The following is a 21023-nucleotide window of genomic DNA, read 5'->3' on the forward strand; positions in this document are numbered from 1 at the left end:
CTTAAAATCAATTTCCTAAAATCAATGCTCTAAACCTTGCAAATGATAAGCTTTAGTCCTTTGCAAGCTTAGCAATTAAAGCACTCAGTAGCTGGTACTCTTTCTGATCAAGCTGAACGCGTGAGCCAAGGCGTGATAGTCGCGACGGTAAAGACTTTAGGTTTTCGCTATCGGCCAAACCACGTTGGACCATCAGCTCTGTCGTGCGCTGAGTCAGCTGTTGCAGTTGCTGCTGGCTAATGGCAGGCTCATCCCATTGTTGACGCAGATGTACGTCTAATGTTGGCTGTAACGTTGTATTTTTATCATTATCTAGGCTGTTGCTAGTCGTTTGAGCATGGGTCTGCGCATAAGCAAAGATAAAGCTGGCAATGACTTGGACGGCTGAAGCAACATTAAGTACGGGGTACGCTGGATTGGCATCAATTTGAATATGATAATCGGCGTAAGCCAATTCTTCATTGGTCAAACCGCGGTCTTCACGACCAAATAAAATGGCGATATTTGGCTTGCTTATAGGTTGAGAATTTTCACTCAGTTGAGGGTTTGCATTGTTATCCACCACATCGACAGCCATTTGCTTATCGATAAAATCAAACATGATTTTGGCGGCTTGCGTAGGCGTCACTACAGGGCGCGGTAAATGCCTGCTACGACTGCTGGCCGCAAATACCAACTGGCAATCCGCTATCGCAGATTCTAACGTCGGTGTAATAGTGGCTGATGATAGTAAATCATTGCCGCCTGCTGCATGAGAGACACTGGTCTCATCAATAGGCAGCTTAGGATCAACGACGGTCAAGCGCGATAAACCCATGGTGTGCATAGCGCGAGCTGCTGAACCAATATTGGCAGGCAATGTGGTATTGACCATGACGATTTGCACACAAGACAAATAGTCGCTTACCGTATGATTGACAGTCGAGCTTGCTAAGATTGAGGAAGAATCGTGATTCATTACAACCCCAATCTTTGGTTTATTTCTTGCTCAACACGTTGCAACGCTGCTGCAACTGCTTCAATAAGTTCAGCTTGGTCGCCGATAAGACGCTCACGGCAAGCTTCTTGCAATTGCCCACTAAGATGCATCAATTGAGTTGCGCCCAAATTGGCACTGGCACCTTTTAGCGCATGAGCAATTTCATAGCCATTGGCGTTGTCATCTTTTTGTTGGGCGTTTCTTAAGTCAGTAATTCGCTGCTGACTGTCGGTAAAATACACTTGTATCAAATCGACAAAGTCCTCTTCTAACAAGTCACGCATATCATCAAATTGCTCGTCATTGATAATCTCGTCATCAATTTGAGTATTCATATTATTATTTGGGTTTTCAGTCATGATCATGTGTCCAATATATTGAAAGTTAAAGCAGTAAAGTTAATCATCATAAAGCGGCTAGTTATAATGAAAATGTAGATTATCTTCGCTAACCATACTCTTTAATTGCTGTATGTTGTCATCGTTAGGGTAGATGCGCCAATGCTCGGAGAGTCCTACATTGGCAATGCCGTATTCTTCATAAATACTTAAACCAAGTGGCAGACAGTTATCATTAATAGAGGCATCGGTATTGCTAAGGGCATTATTGGCATAACCATTGCTATTTTGATGTAGCGCATCTTGATGCATATCATTTTCTAGCGCCAATAAATCATTGCCATCTTCATCATATAGGCTGCCACCCATCGATGGGTCATAAGCACCGTTACCACCGCCACCATTATTACCTTGCTCGTCCTGCTCATCGTTATAAGACAAGCGCGGCGCTGGTATGATGTCAGCTTGAGCGGATTTAAGCAGCGGCTGCATACGTGTCAGCAGATTAATATCACTACCGTGAACTTTGATGCTGATTTTTTTCAGCCATCTTAGGCGGGCATCAACCATACTCATGGCATTATCAAGACGGGCAAATAGGCGTCCGTCACGCTCACGAATACTGCCTTTAATGATGACCACTTCATCTATTTTTAATTGCTCTTTTACGCGGTTAAAGCGCTCAGCATAACAGCTGACTTCTAAGCGTGACGTGCCATCGTCTAGGGTAATGACGTTGCGCGTACCGAAGTTAGCAATATCAATGATTAAACCAGCAAAATAGCAGCTGCCGTTATAGCCAGTGTCCGTTAGTTTATCGAGACGGGCGCCTGAGGTATAACGTTTTAGCTCCTCACGATATTCATCGATAGGATGTCCGGTTAAATAGAGACCTAGAGTATTTTTCTCTGCTTTGAGGCGGTGTTTATCACCCCAAATCAGCTCTGGCGTCATAACCAGTGGCGGCGCAGCAACGACACCATCCATCTCACCAAATAAGTCCATCATGCCGATTTCACGGTTTTGACGGTCTTGCTCCGCTGCTTGTACGGCGCTTGGTAACTGACTCATTAATGCGCCGCGAATCTCGTAAGCTTCATCGCTTGGCAAGTCTGGACGTAAGGTCGCCGCAAAGTCATCAAAACAACCAGCGTTTATCAGTCCTTCAAGGGTACGTTTATTGACCTTTTTGATATCAACGCGGCGGCAAAAGTCGTATAAGTCTTTAAATGGGCCTTCGCGGCGGCGTGCATCGACGATAGATTCGACGGCACCTTCACCAACGCCTTTAATCGCCCCCAATCCATAAATAATATTGGTCGGGGTGTCGGCGACGAAATGCCATTCACTACGATTCACTGATGGATTAACGACGGTTAAATCAAAGTTTTCACGGCAATCATTGATAAAGAAAACCACGTTATCGGTATTGTTCATATCAGAGGTGAGTACCGCTGCCATAAATTCGGCAGGGTAGTATTGTTTTAAATAAGCGGTCTGATAAGCCAGCACGCCATAAGCGGCGGAATGTGAGCGGTTAAAACCATAACCGGCGAATTTTTCCATCAAATCGAAAACACCACCTGACGTTGCCTCATCAATACCTTGCGCCGTCGCACCCGTGATAAAGATATCACGCTGCTTAGCCATTTCTTCAGGTTTCTTTTTACCCATAGCTCGGCGTAGCATATCAGCGCCGCCCAAGCTATAGCCTGCCATAACCTGCGAGATTTGCATGACCTGTTCTTGATAGACAATAACGCCGTTGGTATTTTCTAAAATAGGCTCAAGGTTTGGATGGTCATAAATAACTTCCTCACGACCATGCTTACGGTCGATATACATCTCTACCATACCTGCATCGAGCGGGCCCGGGCGATAGAGCGCACACATGGCGATGACGTCTTCGATATTGGTCGGTTGTAATTTCGCCAGATACTTTTTCATGCCCATACTTTCTAACTGAAAGACGGCAGTGGTCTTAGCATCTTGCAATAACTTATAGGCTTTTTTATCATCTAGTGGTAGGTCTTCTAACACCAACGCATCTTTGCCTTCTTTTGCACGACGCAGGTTGATATTTCTGACCGCCGCATCAATCACGGTCAAGTTACGCAGACCCAAAAAGTCAAATTTTACTAACCCAACTGCTTCAACATCGTCTTTATCAAACTGGCTGACACGATGACCTTCATCATCACAATAAATAGCACTAAAATCAGTTATTCTGTGTGGCGCAATCAATACGCCACCGGCATGTTTACCCACGTTGCGGCAAATGCCTTCAAGCTTAATCGCCATATCCCACACTTCAGTGGCATCTTCATAATCCATGTTGTCAGGATTGGAGATTAAGTCTTTGAGCTGTGGTTCTTGCTCAAGCGCTTGACTGAGGGTGATACCCGGTGTTTTGGGAATAAGTTTCGACATCTTACTCGCAAGGAAGTAGGATTTACTTTGTGCTCGCGCAACATCTCGTACCACTGCTTTTGCTGCCATCGTACCAAAGGTAATGATTTGCGAGACCGCTTCACGACCATAGGTCTGCGCCACATAATCAATGACCCGATCGCGACCTTCAATACAAAAATCAATATCGAAATCGGGCATGGATACCCGTTCAGGGTTTAAGAAGCGCTCAAATAATAAGTCGTAATGAATAGGGTCAAGGTCGGTGATGTTGAGCGCGTAAGCCACGAGCGAGCCTGCACCAGAACCACGACCAGGACCGACTGGGACGCCATTGGCTTTTGCCCAACGGATAAAGTCCATTACGATTAAGAAATAACCGGGGAAACCCATTGAGAGGATAACCTTTAGCTCATACTCTAAACGCTCATCGTACTTTTGGCGAAAGTCGCTCCAGTTGTCAGTACGTGCTTCAATCGGAAATAGCTTGTCTAAGCGATTTTCAAGCCCACGTTGCGATTCTAAGCGAAAGAAAGATTCAATTGTTTCGCCTTCAGGTACAGGAAATTCAGGCAGGACGTTAATACCTAGCGTTAAGGTCACGTTACAGCGGGTTGCTAAGCGCAAGGTATTGTCAATCACCTGCGGAATATCAGCAAATAGCTGTGCCATCTGTGCTTGGGTTTTAAGATATTGCTCGTCCGAATAGAGTCGTGGACGATTAAGGTCAGCAAGTACATACGAGCCTGCAATACAAACACGTGCTTCATGGGCATCAAAATCGTCTTGCTCTAAGAAACGCACATCGTTATGGGCAATAATAGGAATGTGATGCTTGGCTCCTGCATGAATAGCCGCTTTAATAAAAGCGTCCTCACCTGAGCGATTGGTGCGCTTGATAGCAAAATACAAGCGATTATCGAACTGCGCCTGCCATTCTGCCAGCAGCTCGTCGGCTTTTTCTGGCATGGAACCGACCAGTGCTTGTCCGACATCGGATTTTTCAGTAAATAAAACAATGACACCGGCTGCGTGCTGTAAAACATGGCGACGCTCAACAACGGGCACACCATGATTGGCAGCATCGGCGCGCCCTTCAGTAAAGCCGAGCGATACGATGCGGGTGATATTTTGATAGCCTTCATTGTCCATCGCCAGCAATACCAACCGCGTGTCTTCATTATCCATAATGATTTCACTGCCGATGATTGGCTTAATACCCGCACCTAAGCAGGCACGATAAAACTTCACCGTGGCATAAAGGTTGGATAAATCAGTCAATGCCAGCGCACTTTGATTGTCTGCCGCCGCCGCTTTGATAAGCGGCTTTATACGCACGATAGAATCGGTAATTGAATATTCGCTGTGGATGCCAAGGTGTACAAATGCCATAGAGGACTCTTACGGATGCGATCAAAAGGGTGTGGTGCTAAGAGAGAAGGTCAGAAGACATTGCAAGCTCATTTACGAAGCTTTAGCATTATTGATGCGGCGACAAGCGATTCATCGCTTGGTTTGGGTCTTCTAATCTTAACGGATAATAATAGCATTCTTTGCCCATAACAGCCACTGATTCAGCGCCCAACAGCGAGGTGACAGACATTGAGAGTAGGTCTGCGTAGCAATAAACTATTGTGCTCAAAACTATTATGCTTAAAGATATGTCGGTAGTTTTTTCTTAATGGATAAGCTTTTCATAAGTTGTTTATGTAAAGCGGGCAAGTTGATAGGGTTTTGGATCGATAGCGTGCGCTTCATCAAAATAGTATGCCGCGATCATTTGTGCGCTGACAACCGCTTGCGTCAGCCCTAAATGCTGATGGCCGAAATTTAAAAACACCCGCTCAATGTTATCGATAACTGGTAAGGAGTCTGAGGTCGATGGTCGAAAGCCCATCCATGGCATACTATCAGCCGAATTTAATGGCGTTTTTAACATGGGCTGCGCGTGTTGTAAGAGGATGTGTGCCCGTTGCATATTAGCAGGGGCTTCAAGTCCTGCATATTCCACTGTGCCCGCCAAGCGTAGACCTTCTTGCATCGGTGTCATCACAAAGCGCCGATCCAGACTGGTTACGGGCATCTGTAAACGTGCGCTTTCGTGCGGTAGCATTAAGTGATAACCACGTTCGGTGTCTAAAGGAACATTGACGCCTGTTAGCTGTTTGGCCAATATTTTAGAATGAGCCCCGGCCGACAACATCACCTTGGAAGCTATGATATCACCTTGGTTGGTCGTTAAATGGAGGCCTTCAACGTTAGTCTTCGCTTCAAAGACACGGCAATGTTCAATAATGTGACCGCCTAATTGTCTAAATGTGATGCTAAGCTGGTTGATGACGGCTGTTAAGTTGGTGATATGGCCTGTATTTGGGAACAATAACGCCGCTAACTGGTTATCTTGTAAGGCGGGTTCATGCTCTAATAAGCTCTCTTTCGTCAACAACTCATTAGCTACGCCGACATCATTAAGACGTCTGCCATGGGTCTTCAGAGAGTCTAAGCTACTGGTCTTCTCGACTGTTAATAACGAGCCTTTCACTTTTATCCAATCGTCTAACTGCCATTGCTGGGCGAAGTCTAACCATGCTTGTAGGCAATTATCATTTAAGCTTAATAGCGCTTGATGAATACGAGCAAATGGTTCAGGGCGCATATTCATTAGTAACTGAATGGCCCAAGGCGTCAAGCGTGGCAGATAGCGCCAATCTATGCGCAGTGGACCTGTTGGATTCAATAACATAGCTGGAATATGACGGAGCATACTGGCATCGGCAATCGGGAATACATGCTCTGGCGCGATATGTCCTGCATTACCAAATGACGCACCTTGTCCAACTTCATTTGCCTCTAGTAGAGCGACCTTTACACCTCGTGCTTGTAATGTCACTGCAGTTGCCAGACCAATAATACCGCCACCGATGATATGTAAATCGAAGTTTGGGGTGTCCATAAACGTTCTCTGTAAAAATTCTAAAAGTGCTCATGCACTGATTAAGGAGAAGGAAGTAACTGGTGTTATAACGGTCATCTAGCTAAAACCAATAACCTTAGGGCGTGCCTTCATTTTAAAAACGGGGATAAAAATGACGACACGCCCAGTTCAATGGATTAAGAAAATGAGCGCTATTTACATAACTGAGATAGACAGCTGTTAATCAAATATCGTTGAAGGCCGGCTATTTTAGCCGGCAGTTCAAATAATTTATAGTAATATCGCCCACTCAGTTTCACCAGATACATTTACTGTAAAATCAAATCAATAGCCGACCACTGCCGCATCGACAATACGTGGGTCTGAAGAACCATAGACACCATTTGGCGTCATCATAATCGACTGTGTTGAACCCATAGCTGACTGCGGACTGATCTTATGTCCCATTGATTCAAGTTTTTTAATCGTATCGACATTCAGTGCTTTTTCGATACGAATCTCATCGGGTAGCCATTGGTCATGAATCCGCGGTGCATGCGTAGCTTCAGCGATATTCATATCATGGTCGATGACGTTGGATATCACTTGCGTGACGGTTGTGATGATGCGGCTACCACCTGGGCTGCCCGTGACGATATAAGGTTTGCTGTCTTTAAATACGATTGTTGGACTCATCGAAGACAACGGACGTTTATTCGCTTCAACCGCATTTGCATCGCCGCCGATTAAACCATAGCCATTAGGTACGCCAGGCTTGGCAGAAAAATCATCCATCTCATTATTGAGCAGGATACCCGTACCTTCAGCGACAAGGCCTGTGCCATAAGAGAAGTTCAGTGTATAAGTATTGGCAACCGCGTTGCCATCCTTATCGACAATCGAGAAGTGCGTGGTTTGATCGCTCTCGTACGGTAGAGGGTTATTGGCTTTGATAGTCGCAGCTGGTGTGGCTTTATCTGGATTGATTAACGCGCGCAGTTTATCGGCATAAGCTTGTGAGGTTAACCCGCTGGCAGGAACATCGATAAAATCAGAATCTCCCAAATACTCAGCACGATCGGCATAAGCAAGCTGCATAGCCTCAGCCATCAAATGAATGGTTTGCGCGCTATTTTGACCATAGTCTTTTAGCGGATAACCTTCCAAAATGTTTAAAATCTGCACAATATGAATACCGCCAGAAGACGGTGGTGGCATTGAGACAATCTCATAACCACGATAATCACCTTTAACGGGCACGCGAGCGATGGCTTCATAATTTGCCAAGTCCTGCAAACTCATATTGCCACCAGCATCATTGACCGCTTTAACCAATTTACGTGCCGTTTCCCCTTTATAAAATCCATCAGCCCCTTTGGCTGCAATCAGTTTTAGCGAATGGGCAAGCTCAGGCTGCTTTAAGCGCTCACCCGGTTGATAAGCGCTGCCATCAGCTTTAAAAAATATCTTTTTGGTGCTAGGCCATTTTTGCATGCGCTTGCTTAACGCTTCTAGTGATTCAGATAGTCCAGGTGTTACCACGATACCTTTCTCTGCCAGTGCAATCGCTGGCGCCATCACTTGCCCGCGGCTCATTGTGCCGTGATCTTCTAATGCTTTGAGTAAGCCTGCAACTGTACCCGGTACACCAACGGCTAAGCCATGATATTGAGATAAGTCGCTGACGGCATTGCCATCCTTATCAAGATACATATCGCGTGAGGCGCTACTGGGGGCTTTTTCACGATAATCGAGCGCCACGGTTTTACCTTGTTTGGCATCATAAACCATCATAAAACCACCGCCGCCGATATTGCCAGCTCGCGGCAATGTGACCGCTAGAGCAAAACCAACTGCTACAGCGGCGTCAACGGCATTACCGCCCTCTTTTAAAATCTTTAGTCCAATATCAGAAGCCATTGCTTCTTGGCTTGCGACCATACCGTTCTTTGCCCAAACAGGGTGGTGGATAGCATCCTCAGAATAGATGGCCTGATCAGTTTTAGCTTGGGTGGTCTTAGTTTGATTACTCTTAGGCGTGAGCGTGTTGGTTTTCGCTCTTGTTACGCGCTGCGTCTCAGACAATATGGTAGGGTTTTCTGCCATAATTGCTAGATTGATTGCACTGGTATTAATTGATTCTTGGTTTATTGACATCGGATTGATAGTGTTTTTCGTATTGCTGATCGGCTCAGCAGCATGAGCGGATAATGAGACTAAAAACGTACTACTGATTAATAAGATAGCCGCTTTAATCTTTGCTCTAGCTTGAAGATTGCTATGAGGAGCGTCCATTTTATTTCTTAATGCTGAGTGTTGCATCGTAAATTCCTTTTTACGTAGATAAGAAGATAAAGTCTTATTGTGATTGCTATTTATGAAATACACAAATAGCTTAAACTAAAAATCATTCAAATATTCATAATTGTATTACAATGAAATTTTGTTGTGAATCTTACTTTAGCAAAATCTCTGGAGGTAGTTATGAATAAACTATTAGCAGCAGGTATAGGCTTAGCTTTTGCGGTTGGAACAATGCACGTCCAAGCTGCGTCGACGATTGAAGAATTTATGTCTGCTGAGAATGGGTCAGGTTATTTTAATTGTGCTTATAAACTTAAAATTGCCAGCAAAAAATGCTTGGTAAAAAAGTCAGAAATTAGCTCAGCAAAAGATTCTAGAGCTAAAGCACTTTTTGGTTCTCATGAGTCTTTACCGCTCCTTACTATCAAATGGCCGGATGGTGACAGTAGTCGTTATGTAGATATAGGTGGCGATGAAGTGTATGAGCTCATCAATTTAGCAGACCGTAAAAGCTATAATTATAAAACGATTAAAAATGCTCGCCAAAGTATAGATTTTACCAAAGGTTTGGTTATTATTAATGAGGATGGTAAAGAACATATCCGTTTATGGTAAATTTCTTTAATGCTTATTTAATATGAAGCGCTATCTTATCGGGTAGCGCTTTTTTGTTTTCTAGAATATAAGAGTAATTATAAAAATTTCACTAAAATATTTCTGTATCTTTCCTAAAATGTAACCTTTTATGTTATAAATAAAAGAATAATGACTAAAGTTATCATTGTCTGTTTTTATCAAATAAAGGGATTTTTATGTCACCGATTACTTCTCCTAAACGCACCTTGCCGCATCGGTTTCAAAATTTGGTAGCCCAATCATTTACCAATTATAAAAATCCTTCTACCAAGTTTGTTGTCTATGTGCTTAGTGCTGCAAGTGCCACGGTGACGTTGGTGGGTTGTCAAACAACGGCAGATTTGTCATCGCAGTCCAATTTATCCACGACAGGCATAGATTTTAGTGTTGCTGATACTCAGCAAAACCAAACTCAGGGTAAAGTGTTCAACACCAAATTGAATAAGAATGCTGAACGTTATCAGCGTTTATTTGACCAAACTAAAAACCCAAATCCAGAAGTGCAAGCCAAGGCGCGTCTACTGAGTGCTATTCGTCAGAATTTAGCGACGGAGCACGTGTCAGTATCGCAGGCTAATTATCATTCCGTCCCTTATATTAAAGCCGACAGTATTGACGCCGGCTCGAGCAGTTTTTTTAGAACACTGCTCGAGCTTTATCTTTATAACAGTACCGCTGATGAAAATATTAATGATGATGAAAATCTAGAAGCAGCAGACGAGGTGGCGGTCGAAGAAGACATTAACAGCGATAATGAAGAAAATGATATTGAGGATAGTGATAAGGTTTATAGCGGCGATTCTGCTGCTGAAGCGGTGGCTGCCGCTGTCGCTGCGCGCACTGTCGAAGAAGAGCGTCGTTACGATGAGTATGGCTATGATCAAAATGGCTATGATGAGGAAGGCTATGATCAAAACGGCTACGACGAATATGGGTATGATAGTGAAGGTTATGATGAATATGGCCACGATAAGTATGGTTACGATACAGAGGGTTATGACGAGAATAACTACAATGAATACGGCAATCAGAGAGATGATAGCGCGTACGAAAGCGACGCTAGTGGTTTGTTATCTAATTTAAGTCGTATCAAATCAAAAGATTGGCTACGTAACTATGAAGACATGCAAGCTAGCAAAACGGCAAATGACCCTAAAGATAAAAATGCCGTTCATGCTTATCCGGGGTTAATGACCAATCTTATCAATATGTTTATCCGTACCCCTGAACAAGTTCAAGCAATGAATGCCTACCATTATCAATACCTGACCCTCAATAGCGTCAGTCATTATAAGCCCAAACAAAAGCAGCTACAGAGTGTATACAGCTACGACTATGTAGCGCCGACCATCCATTCATCGATTCAGCTACCGCTTGCTCTTGATTTTGACAAAGGTGCAGCGACGATCGATCCATCGGCGTTGATGCCCATCTTGGCACTAGGCAATCCTGAGCATACGCCGTTGCCCGCGCAAATGACCACTCATACGGTGAATTTTGGCTTACCTGAAGCGGTTACTTCTATTGCTCAAATACCGTCAGGTGTCATTTATGATGCGGTCATTGACGCAGTACAAAACAGTATGGCAGAGCTAGAGCCAGAGTATTTCAGTGCTGTGGATATACGTGATGATGAGTTTGCTAAAGAGGTAGGCGCTGATAGGGCGGTTAAAGTCTATTTTGGCAGTCGTCAAAGCGGTGAGATGATAGGTAAAATATTTAAAAACATCTCACGATCGTTGCAAAAGCATATTGACCAAAATCCACAAGACTATCCTGATGATAATGTGTTGAAAGCTGCGATTGCTAAGATTGAATTGTATAACAAAGGCTATCAAAGTGCAGATATTGGCGGATTGCTGCAGCTGATAGAAGCGGTGAGTCCTATCTCTTTTAATCATATCAATTACTATTATTTAGATGGCTCAGATCATTTATTGGCAAAACAGCAACGAACCAATATCGGCAGTGACTTTTTTGGTTCACAAAACACGGTCTTGAATCAGACGCGCTATGATAGTGCCAGCTTTAACAAACATCCATTAGCACCATTATTGGCACAATCTTTTAGCGCAAAGTCGCCGACCGCTATCGATGGCAACGCGTGGCTTGCAACAAATCGTCAGCAAAAAGAGAAGTTAGAGAAGGCACGTTATGCGCGCTATGACTATATAGAAGCAACGGAAGTAGAAGCAGCAGAGGTAGAAGCGACTGATGCAAGTGCTGATTATGATGATGTCACAAACTCAGCAGAGTAGGCAGCCTCGTTTGATGATAGGCGCTGATATGCTGATATATTTTCAGTATCAATCATCGTTGCACAATGCTTAGCAGAATATAACGTCTAGCAAAATATAACGTCTTTCAAGGATAGAGAAAATGAAAAAATTAAATGTGGCCTTATCCATTAATAAACCAAGGCAGATAAATACCTTGTGCTCTAAATCAATGATGACGGTAAGCTCTTTGGTTTCTATGACATTGGTCGCCAGTACATTACTGATAACGGCTTGCCAGTCTACCAACTTATCTACCAATCTTGGTCAATCAAAAAATTTGCAGGCAGATAATGCGCCAAGCGTTGCAAAAAACGCATTAGCCAGCGCATTACAGCAGCAACGCCGGCAGTCTTTTGCTTATCATAGTAATATTGAGGTTATTAATGAGCATCAATTTACAGCTATCGATAGTACACAACGGGTGGCATCAGACGATGTTGATAGCTATTGCGAAGATAACCACGACCAAGCTTATGCTACCTTATTAACAAAAGCAGAAGCACAGAAAAAAGAGATTACGTCGATTGATTACGCGCCCCAGCGTGAGGCACTTAAGCAATCGTACCTAGCCTGCTCAGCAGCTTATGAAGCGTGGGCGGAGGTTCACTATGATAGTACTGCTTATAGCGTTGAGGAAGCAGCGGAGGACGTGGTAGACGCGGCGGCAGAGGTCGCGGTGCCAGCATCATCTGATATAGATTCTGCTAGCGCCGCCAGTGTTGCTACCATCTCACCTTATTACCAAAAGCTATTTAATGAATATGACAGCAAAAAATCTACACTAGATATCAAAAAATCGCAATTACTGGATGCTTATCTGCTAAAGCCATTATCTATGAATGCGCAGGGTGTTTATCAGCCGCTGGCAGGTAAGTTTACCATGCTGGGTAGTGCGCAGTATTTGGCGCGTAACCATCATAGTAGTATCAATCAACCTATTTATATCGATTTTAAAACCGCTAGCGTCTATCTGTGGGCGGACAATTTTGCTTTGCTGACATCAAAGCTTGCTGATGATAAGTTGGGCACCAAATGGCAAAATAAATGGTTAAAAATAGGCCTTGATGATGGTACGTTACCGAAGGATTTTGGTCGTGCGATGATAAAAAGTCATATTCAAGCAGAAGACAGCGTCTATGCAAAGGCTGATGTGAGTCAATTCGATTTTATTAATCCAAGTATTCTAACGGCACTAGCGCCTAAATTACCTGAAAAGCAGCTAGCACCTATGCTCAATACTGCAAAAATCATTCGCCGTGTCCAAAGTAGCGCGAGCGATGAACAGGCATATAAAGACTATATGCGCACCTTTTATAAACTCATCACTCAGCAATACCCTGAGCTGATAACACACAGTGCCTCTGATACACAAGATGACATTTATGCTGCGGATAGTAAAATCACCAGTAAATCAATGGTCAAACAAGTTTTAGTAAAAATGAAAGATTTTGCTGATGATAAAATGCTAAGAACACAAGAAGCGGATTTACTAGAAACAAGCTCACCGGCCTTGACTGCAAATCTGCCCGTGCAAAAACTATACGGCTTTGATAAAGGAGGTCAGTTGCAATGGCAGCACAGTCGCCACTATCTACCGAACGATGCCAGTGGTGAATCAAGTGATGAGTTAAGTGTAGAAACCACAGAAAAGAGCAGTCTCATTATTGATGCCCTTACTCAATATATGCCTATTCGTGCTCAAGATAAGGCGTTTCCCAACCTACCGAATGACAGTCAGATACCAAACGCCAATAACAGCATTGATTTAAAAGAATATAGCGCTGAGATTGGCGAATATTACCGTCAAGGTAATGGTACCGCAATGGGCAAAACGCTATTTAATATGCTACCGATGTATAAACAGCGCTTGGGCTCAATGGATTAAGAAAATGGGTTTTATTTTTTAAAGTACTTAAAGAGTTAGATGGTTTCTTATAAATAGAAACATTATTTAAATTAAAAAGGATAGATATGAAACAGTATTTAGTGGGTATTATCTTTGCTGTAATTACTTGTAGCTCAGCACAGGCAGGATGCATTGGAAGCTCGACATTTTCGACCTGCTCTGATGCAAGTGGGAACTCGTATACGAATAGTAGAATAGGAAATACAACCTATACGCCTGGTTATAATAGCAATACGGGAAGTAATTGGAGTCAGAATACAAATAGAATTGGGGACACTTCATATACTAATGGCACTAGTGCTAATGGGAGTTCTTGGAACAAATCTTCTCGCCAGATTGGGTCTTATACTTACCATAATGGTAGTGATAGTGATGGAAATAGCTTTAATTACTCATGCAACCAATTTGGGTGTAATTAATCCTATAAAGAAGGCATTTGAAATTAAAAAAGCGCACCGGCTAACCGATGCGCTTTTTTATAATCTACTTTCTTAAATACTCATATTCTTCTTAAAACATTCATATTGTTATTGAAGAGTAGCAGTCAATTACATGCCTTGCTGATACTTGCCATGCATCTGACGATTTTTTGAACCATGATGACCTTTTGCCTTTCTTTCTGATTTTAATTGCACCATTTTTTGACGTTGTTCAGGGGTCAGTACTTGCGAGATAGCATGCTCGGTTTGTACGCGTTCAATAAAGCGCTGCTTGGTCTTTGCTGCTTGTTGATCGGCTAGGCGGTTAACTGCTGCGGCATCTAAAGTTTTGGCATTAGTCAACGTCTGCATTTGTTGCTGCATTTGCGCGCGCTCTGCTTGATATTTGCTACGATCGTTTTTGTTGCCAGCATATTTTTCTTGCATAATGGCTTTGATTTGCGCCTGCTGCGTCGCTGTCAAATCTAGCTGCGCCATAGGGCCTCTCATGCTGTCTTTGTGCATGCCGTCTTTCATTCCAGCTTTATGCTGCTTTTGCATGCTGGTCGTTGTTGGCGTTGCTGACGTCGTATCGGTGGTTGCGTTGACACTGGTACAGCCCGTAACCGTTAACACGCTAGACATCGCCAATACTGAGCCTATCAATAATTTTTTCATCATTATTACCTTAATAGTTACCTTAAATGAGGGAGCAAACGTTACTTATGTTACAAAATTTATGTTACAAGCTGCACTTATTACGAAAAGCAGTTTTTTGTCTGAGAAGTAACGATTGGCAAGTGTCCCGGATAGCCACTATGAATCATTACTTGCCGTCAGTGTTTGTTGCTGATAGCGGCTATCATACGACAGCTAGAAGTTGCGAACATTTATGAAATATTAAGAAAGGTAACGTTTGTGGCGCATTGATGGGCGCTTGCCTGATAATATGCGCCATACTATGGCATGCTTGGAATCATTTGACTGAGCGGCAAGAAAGTAGAGAGGAGTGGAGGATGACGATGCCAAATATTTTATTGGGTGACGATGATGAAGAGTTGACCCAACTGTTGCAAGAATATTTGCATAATCACGGTATTCGCTGTGATTGTGTTCATGATGGCGAGGCAGTCATCGAACGCTTAAAAGTAGCGATGCATGACAGTGCACCTTATGATTTATTGGTGCTCGATATTATGATGCCAAAGATAGATGGGCTCAGTGTCCTGCGTCAGCTGCCCGCTATCAGCGATATCCCTGTGATTATGTTGACGGCAAAAGGTGAAGAAATTGATCGCATTATTGGGCTGGAACTTGGGGCAGATGATTATATTACCAAGCCTTGTAACCCGCGTGAGCTGCTGGCACGTATTAACGCGGTGATTAAACGCAGCCGTATTACCGCCTTGGGTGCAGCCTCGTCAGAGCATACGATATTGCCAGAGAGTCGCCTGCATTTGGACCAAAATCAACGTATTTGTCAAATAGATGGCGTTGAGCTACAAGTGACTGGTACAGAGTTCGATTTATTGTTGGCGCTACTTAAACAGAAAGGCGAGGTGGTAAGTAAAGCATGGCTGTCACAAAATGTCTTACAGCGTGAACTGCAGCCGTTCGATCGCAGCCTTGATGTGCATGTATCTCGCCTGCGTAAAAAACTCCAACCTTTTCATGAGGAGTCTATCAAGGCGATTCGTGGTAAAGGTTATCAGCTGGTGCTGTAATGACGGACTCATCAATGCCTACTTCTACATTTAAGCCAAGAATGACGCTATTTTGGCGGCTATTTCTCAGTCTGTTATTGACTGTACTCATCACCTCTATCATCTCTGTTATGGTAGAACGTTGGCTCAATGGTAAAGAGCTCAGCGCTCGGATGGACGTGCAAATTGACAGTCTGTTACTCAAGCGTCAAGCAGTGGTTACGGCGCTACAAGCGGGTGATTTATTGGCCGTCAGGCAGCTGTACCGGCAAGACCGACGGTTGATGAGTCAAATTAGAATTTACGATGAGCAGGGCGCTATTATTTTTCCGCGTTATCGTTATAGGGAAGAGCGTCAAACAAACGGTCAGGAAGTGGAGCGTGACTTGCCATCACAGGCTATGTCTGACAATCGTAGAGCGCCTAATAATAAAAATGACAGCGCCTATGAAAAGCCTTCTTTCATTAACGAAATTCTGCATCCAGCGATGCCGAATAGAGAAGTGATTTTTGACCCTAATAATCGCCCAGAACTGGCAGATTTAACCGTAGATTTGCCGGACGGCCAAACGGCCATTATACAATTGCGCCCGCATTTACGTTTTGCCGACGTTTTAGAGCTACAACGCGGTAATTTCACGGTGCGTTTGCTGCTGATTATCCTCTTTAGTACTTTGGTCTGCTTTTGGCTCAGTCGTACACTGACTCGGCGCATCGCTCAGGTGCAAGATACCGTGCACCGTATGATCGATGGCGATTATCAAGCCAACCCCCATTTATCAGAGATGGGCTTTGATGAGCTAGGACTATTGGCAAAAGATGTTGCTCAATTATCGACGCGATTGGCGGATAGTGAGCTGGCGCGCAAACAGATGTTAAGTGATATCTCCCATGAACTGCGCTCACCACTGGCGCGTCTTGATGTGGCTACTGAACTGACGCGTGACTTTGCGCCCAATGCCAGCCGCTACCTTGACCGTATCGATAAAGAGTCAGCACGAATGAATGAGCTGATTGAGCAAATTATTCATATTCAATCGCTACAAATGCAGCAATATACCCTCGATAATTTAGAAAATGATGCCGTAAATATTGTTGAACTCATCACTGAAATTGGCAAAGACGTCTGTTTTGAGTTTCAGCATAAAAATGTGCGCTGGCAGTGGACGCCTCCCGATGTTTTATCATCGTCATCATCTGGTGCGTCTTTGACTGTGATTGGCAATCAAGAACAGTTGCATAGCGCCCTTGAAAATATTATCCGTAATGCTTTTATGCACACATCCTCAGGCTCAACCGTCACCGCTGAAGTCACAAAAAAACGGTTCGATAATAAAAAAGATACCCTTGCAATCGCCATTACAGACGAAGGCGGCGGGGTAGCAGAAAAAGACTTAGAGCGTATTTTTCAGCCATTTGTACGCCTTGATAGTGCGCGACACAGGGAAACAGGCGGCTATGGATTGGGATTAGCAATCGTTCACGCAGTAGTGATGGCACATAAAGGTCAAATTAGTGTTCGTAATCGCCAAGATACTATTCAAGGTTTAGTAGTACAGATAGTGCTGCCTATTCAATAACGCTAATTAGCAATAATAAATCAATAATAAAAACTCTCCTATTTAAATATATTCAATATTTAACATATATATGATGAACGGTAATAAATCTCCGACGAGTGGTATTGTTACTCTCTGTATATTCATTAATAATAATATACAGAGAGTAATAATGATTTTACAAAACAAGGCGTACTGTTAGTTAAGTGTTGTTACTGGTAACATTCCCTGAAGTATGGCTTTTATCCTATGAATTTATACCCCGTTTTATTTTGTCATATCAGCTCTCTAAAAATGGATTTTACTTTTGATTTCTCAAATCACATAAGTCTGTAAGGGAGTATACATCATGAACCGGAATTATAAAGTCATATGGAATGCGTCTTTAAACTGCTTTATGGCAGTTTCTGAGTACGCTAAAGCGCGTGGTAAATCGTCAAAATCTAGCGTGAGCTCAAACGCTACTATCAATACCACATCCACTCTTTCATCTACCCGTATTTTTCGTATAACCACTATCTGGTTGGGGTTAGTGACGGCTGGATTTAGTATGCAGGCGATTGCCGTACCTTGCGACGCTAGTACAGAGATAAAATGCGGAATTAATGCTACAACAGGAGGTCTTCATGGCATTGCTATAGGTAAAAATGCCACAGTTTTAGGTAGTCAAGGCATAGCCATTGGTGGCGGTTCAAGTGGTCAGAACACCACTGCTAGTGGAGAGCAGTCTATCGCCATTGGTGCCAACACAGTATCAAAAGGGGCATCCTCTATCGCCATTGGTGGCGATGATCTAGATACAGCCTCAAAAACCAATATTGACGGCACACTATCTATTGGAGCATTCAATAGTGGCGGTGTAAACGCAGCCTTTAATGACTATGCTGGTCGAGACTTACTAAACACCAGTGACAATTATGGAGGATACACTGAAGCAGGTGGAGCAGCCTCCATAGCAATGGGTGCTAAATCCCGGTCTGCTGGTAACCTAGCAACAGCGATTGGCATACATTCAAGTGCAGCCGGTACTGCCTCATCAGCGTTTGGTGTGGGCTCATCCGCAGCAGCAAAAGGTTCACTCGCATTAGGTGCTGGTGCTCAGTCCATCATAGATGATGGTGTAGCTCTAGGTTCAAGATCAGTGGCTAACGTTGCAGGTGGTGCACTAGGTTTCGCTCCAACAAGTGCCAGTGTCATAGACAAAGCTGCTATCACAGCGACTAACAGCACAAGCCTTGGTGCTGTTTCTCTTGGCAATGCTAAAGACGGCAATCGTCAGATCGTCAATCTAGCCGCTGGTACCAAAGGCAGTGATGCGGTGAATGTCGCGCAACTAAGAGGCTTATCTAACACAGTCGTCGCTAATAAAACCAAGTACTATAGTGTGAATTCAAGTGCGGTTGGCAATGCTGATAACTTGGGTGCAACCAAATCAAACGCCATGGCTATGGGTGGCAATGCATCAGCGACTGGTGGACAAGCAATAGCAATTGGTAGCGGAGAGAGTGGTCAGAACACCACAGCAAGTGGAGAGCAATCTATCGCCATTGGTGCAAACGTTGAATCAAGCGGCCACTCTTCCATCGCCATCGGTGGTGATGATTTAGATGATGCCTCAAAAAGTGCTGGCGTAAATGATACGTTTAAGTATTATACAGGTGGTGATCTTATAGAAAATTCAGCTACTCCATATACTGGACATACTGAATCAGTTGGTGCAGCATCTGTCGCCATTGGTGTCAAAGCACAGTCCGAAGGAGACCTCTCCACAGCTGTGGGTGTGCGTTCAAGCTCATCAGGTGATGCATCTTCTGCCTTTGGTATGGGCTCTTCAGCAAGTAAAAAGGGCTCAGTGGCACTAGGTGCAGGCTCAACCACAATCACCGATGCAACCAAAGAAGAGAAAATGACCGTTGGTGGAGTAGAGTACGATATCGCTGGAGCGGCGCAGGGAGTTGGTGCTCAAGTATCTGTTGGCTCGGAAGGACATGAGCGTCAGATAAAGCATGTTAGTGGTGGTGCGGTTAATGAGAGCAGCACTGATGCGATTAACGGTAGTCAGTTATATGCGACAAACATAGCAGTAGATAAAAACAGTGCTGATATTGCTTTAGGTCTTGATTTTACTGGTGACAATAGCATGACGACTGTTAATCGTAAACTTGGTCAGAAGCTTACCATTCAAGGCGGCGAAACTGACTTGGATAATCTCGCTTCTGGTAACAACATTGGAGTAGTGGCTAATGATACAAACAGTACTTTAACAATCAAACTTGCTAAAGACTTAACTAGTCTTGATAGTGCAACCTTTGGCGATGTTATTATTTCAAATAAAGGTATTGACAACGGTTTCAATAGAATTACAAACGTAGCGGCAGGTATTGATTTTACTGACGCTGCTACTGTTGGACAGTTAGAGGCTACAACTTTTGCATTAGGTAAAGGCTGGGGAATCAGTGCCCAAGGTGCTAACGCTAGCAAAGTAGTAGGTGGCGATAGCGTTGATCTAAATAACACTGATGGCAATATTGTTCTCTCTAAAACTACTGATAGTAATGATGTTAGTTTTGACCTGAATCCTAATCTTAATGTAGATAGTATAAAAGCAGGCGCTAACACCTTTAATAACAATGGTTTAACGATTGTAGGTGGACCTAGTGTCACCGTAGCTGGTATTAATGCTAATAACACTAAGATTACCAATCTTATGGATGGAGATATTACAAAAGATAGTAAAGATGCTGTTAATGGTGGTCAGCTTTATGTAATAGCTAATGATCTTAGTGGTAGTATCGCAACCAGCACTACCAACATCACCAAAAACGCGGCTGATATCGTAACGAATACTGCGAATATCAGTACCAATACCACCAATATCAAAGCCAACAAAGACAAAATCGATGCTGGTCTCAACTTTGGAGCCGATAGCGGTGCCGTCATTAATAAACCAATCGGTGATAGCAGCGTACTCAGCTTCAAAGGCGGTAATAACATTAAGACCACCGCTGAAGGCAGTAGCATCAAGTTTGACTTGAATGGTAATATCAATGTAGAGAGCGTGACGACTGGTAATACGACGGTTAATAATAGTGGTGTTACTATTAAAAATGGCCCAAGTATGACAGCTGCTGGCATCTATGCAGGTAATGCCGAAACTGCCCCTGGTATGACTGCTGCCGGTATCAATGCAGCTGGCACTAAGGTGACGAATGTTGCGGATGGCATGGCACCTAGAGATGCTGTGAACTTCGGGCAATTAGACGCTGTTAGCAGAGGTTTAGGTAACAGCATTAATGAGCTTGGCTACAAAATTGGCGAAGTCGAAGATGACGCCAATGCGGGTATCTCAGCGGCTATGGCCATGTCTTCATTGCCACAAGCTTACATCATCGGTAAACCAATGATAGGGGGTGGTATTGCAGCGTATAATGGTGAAAGTGCCGTCGCTATTGGTTTCTCTAAAATGTCTAATGATGGACGTTGGGTAATGAAGCTAAATGGCACAGCGGATACGCAAGGGAACGTAGGTGCTGCAATCGGCGCAGGCTTCCACTTTGACTAATTAGCTATGTAGTTA

13 protein-coding genes are annotated in these 21023 nt (G+C 43.6%); 6 read left to right on the forward strand and 7 right to left on the reverse strand.

The features are described 5' to 3' along the window. Positions 1-52: 52 nt before the first annotated feature. The 6 genes from AC2FA3_RS02320 to ggt form a co-directional block, all read right to left on the reverse strand. Positions 53-958: an RNA methyltransferase gene (locus AC2FA3_RS02320; RefSeq protein ID WP_490508130.1), complete on the reverse strand. Its 906-nt coding sequence runs from the start codon at positions 956-958 to the stop codon at positions 53-55. Continuing rightward, positions 958-1338, reverse strand: coding sequence for an Hpt domain-containing protein (locus tag AC2FA3_RS02325; RefSeq protein ID WP_490508131.1), 381 nt, complete (start codon positions 1336-1338; stop codon positions 958-960). Before AC2FA3_RS02325 ends, AC2FA3_RS02320 begins: the two co-directional genes overlap by 1 nt. 57 nt (positions 1339-1395) lie before the next feature. Beyond that, positions 1396-5118 carry a DNA polymerase III subunit alpha gene (gene dnaE, locus AC2FA3_RS02330; RefSeq protein WP_490508132.1) on the reverse strand — a complete coding sequence of 1241 codons (3723 nt, stop codon included), beginning with the start codon at positions 5116-5118 and terminating at the stop codon, positions 1396-1398. A gap of 88 nt (positions 5119-5206) precedes the next feature. Beyond that, positions 5207-5368, reverse strand: coding sequence for a hypothetical protein (locus AC2FA3_RS02335; protein WP_201609893.1), 162 nt, complete (start codon positions 5366-5368; stop codon positions 5207-5209). Between the two features lie 63 nt (positions 5369-5431). Next, positions 5432-6679 carry an NAD(P)/FAD-dependent oxidoreductase gene (locus tag AC2FA3_RS02340; protein WP_490508133.1) on the reverse strand — a complete coding sequence of 416 codons (1248 nt, stop codon included), beginning with the start codon at positions 6677-6679 and terminating at the stop codon, positions 5432-5434. A gap of 306 nt (positions 6680-6985) precedes the next feature. After that, entirely contained in the window at positions 6986-8962 is a 1977-nt protein-coding gene (gene ggt / locus AC2FA3_RS02345; protein WP_490508134.1) for a gamma-glutamyltransferase, read from the reverse strand. Between the two features lie 162 nt (positions 8963-9124). Between ggt and AC2FA3_RS02350 the strand changes: the two genes are divergently transcribed. From AC2FA3_RS02350 to AC2FA3_RS02360, 3 genes are all read left to right on the forward strand, one after another. After that, positions 9125-9559, forward strand: coding sequence for a hypothetical protein (locus AC2FA3_RS02350; protein WP_490508135.1), 435 nt, complete (start codon positions 9125-9127; stop codon positions 9557-9559). Between the two features lie 197 nt (positions 9560-9756). After that, on the forward strand, positions 9757-11838 hold the full coding sequence (locus tag AC2FA3_RS02355) for a hypothetical protein (RefSeq protein WP_490508136.1): 2082 nt from the start codon (positions 9757-9759) through the stop codon (positions 11836-11838). Between the two features lie 121 nt (positions 11839-11959). Continuing rightward, a complete protein-coding gene (locus AC2FA3_RS02360) occupies positions 11960-13744 on the forward strand; it encodes a hypothetical protein (RefSeq protein ID WP_490508137.1) in 1785 nt (594 codons plus the stop codon). 569 nt (positions 13745-14313) lie between these two features. On the opposite strand, the gene AC2FA3_RS02365 is transcribed toward AC2FA3_RS02360, so the two are convergent. Next, a complete protein-coding gene (locus AC2FA3_RS02365; protein WP_490508138.1) occupies positions 14314-14862 on the reverse strand; it encodes a Spy/CpxP family protein refolding chaperone in 549 nt (182 codons plus the stop codon). A 338-nt stretch (positions 14863-15200) separates the two neighbouring features. Between AC2FA3_RS02365 and AC2FA3_RS02370 the strand changes: the two genes are divergently transcribed. From AC2FA3_RS02370 to AC2FA3_RS02380, 3 genes are all read left to right on the forward strand, one after another. Further along, positions 15201-15908 (forward strand): response regulator transcription factor, encoded by a 708-nt coding sequence (locus AC2FA3_RS02370; RefSeq protein ID WP_490508139.1) that lies wholly within the window; start codon positions 15201-15203, stop codon positions 15906-15908. A gap of 14 nt (positions 15909-15922) precedes the next feature. Then, positions 15923-17467, forward strand: a complete 1545-nt coding sequence (locus tag AC2FA3_RS02375) for a sensor histidine kinase (RefSeq protein ID WP_490508140.1) — start codon at positions 15923-15925, stop codon at positions 17465-17467. 328 nt (positions 17468-17795) lie between these two features. Beyond that, positions 17796-21008, forward strand: a complete 3213-nt coding sequence (locus tag AC2FA3_RS02380) for a YadA-like family protein (RefSeq protein WP_490508141.1) — start codon at positions 17796-17798, stop codon at positions 21006-21008. Positions 21009-21023: the final 15 nt, after the last annotated feature.

The sequence above is a fragment of the Janibacter sp. CoH_79_TC_3 genome (assembly GCF_058197955.1).

Coding starts and splice junctions, on each gene's coding strand:
- AC2FA3_RS02320 (WP_490508130.1), bottom strand. CDS start 958: ATGAATCACGATTCTTCCTCAATCTTAGCAAGCTCGACTGTCAATCAT.
- AC2FA3_RS02325 (WP_490508131.1), bottom strand. CDS start 1,338: ATGACTGAAAACCCAAATAATAATATGAATACTCAAATTGATGACGAG.
- dnaE (WP_490508132.1), bottom strand. CDS start 5,118: ATGGCATTTGTACACCTTGGCATCCACAGCGAATATTCAATTACCGAT.
- AC2FA3_RS02340 (WP_490508133.1), bottom strand. CDS start 6,679: ATGGACACCCCAAACTTCGATTTACATATCATCGGTGGCGGTATTATT.
- ggt (WP_490508134.1), bottom strand. CDS start 8,962: ATGCAACACTCAGCATTAAGAAATAAAATGGACGCTCCTCATAGCAAT.
- AC2FA3_RS02350 (WP_490508135.1), top strand. CDS start 9,125: ATGAATAAACTATTAGCAGCAGGTATAGGCTTAGCTTTTGCGGTTGGA.
- AC2FA3_RS02355 (WP_490508136.1), top strand. CDS start 9,757: ATGTCACCGATTACTTCTCCTAAACGCACCTTGCCGCATCGGTTTCAA.
- AC2FA3_RS02360 (WP_490508137.1), top strand. CDS start 11,960: ATGAAAAAATTAAATGTGGCCTTATCCATTAATAAACCAAGGCAGATA.
- AC2FA3_RS02365 (WP_490508138.1), bottom strand. CDS start 14,862: ATGAAAAAATTATTGATAGGCTCAGTATTGGCGATGTCTAGCGTGTTA.
- AC2FA3_RS02370 (WP_490508139.1), top strand. CDS start 15,201: ATGACGATGCCAAATATTTTATTGGGTGACGATGATGAAGAGTTGACC.
- AC2FA3_RS02375 (WP_490508140.1), top strand. CDS start 15,923: ATGCCTACTTCTACATTTAAGCCAAGAATGACGCTATTTTGGCGGCTA.
- AC2FA3_RS02380 (WP_490508141.1), top strand. CDS start 17,796: ATGAACCGGAATTATAAAGTCATATGGAATGCGTCTTTAAACTGCTTT.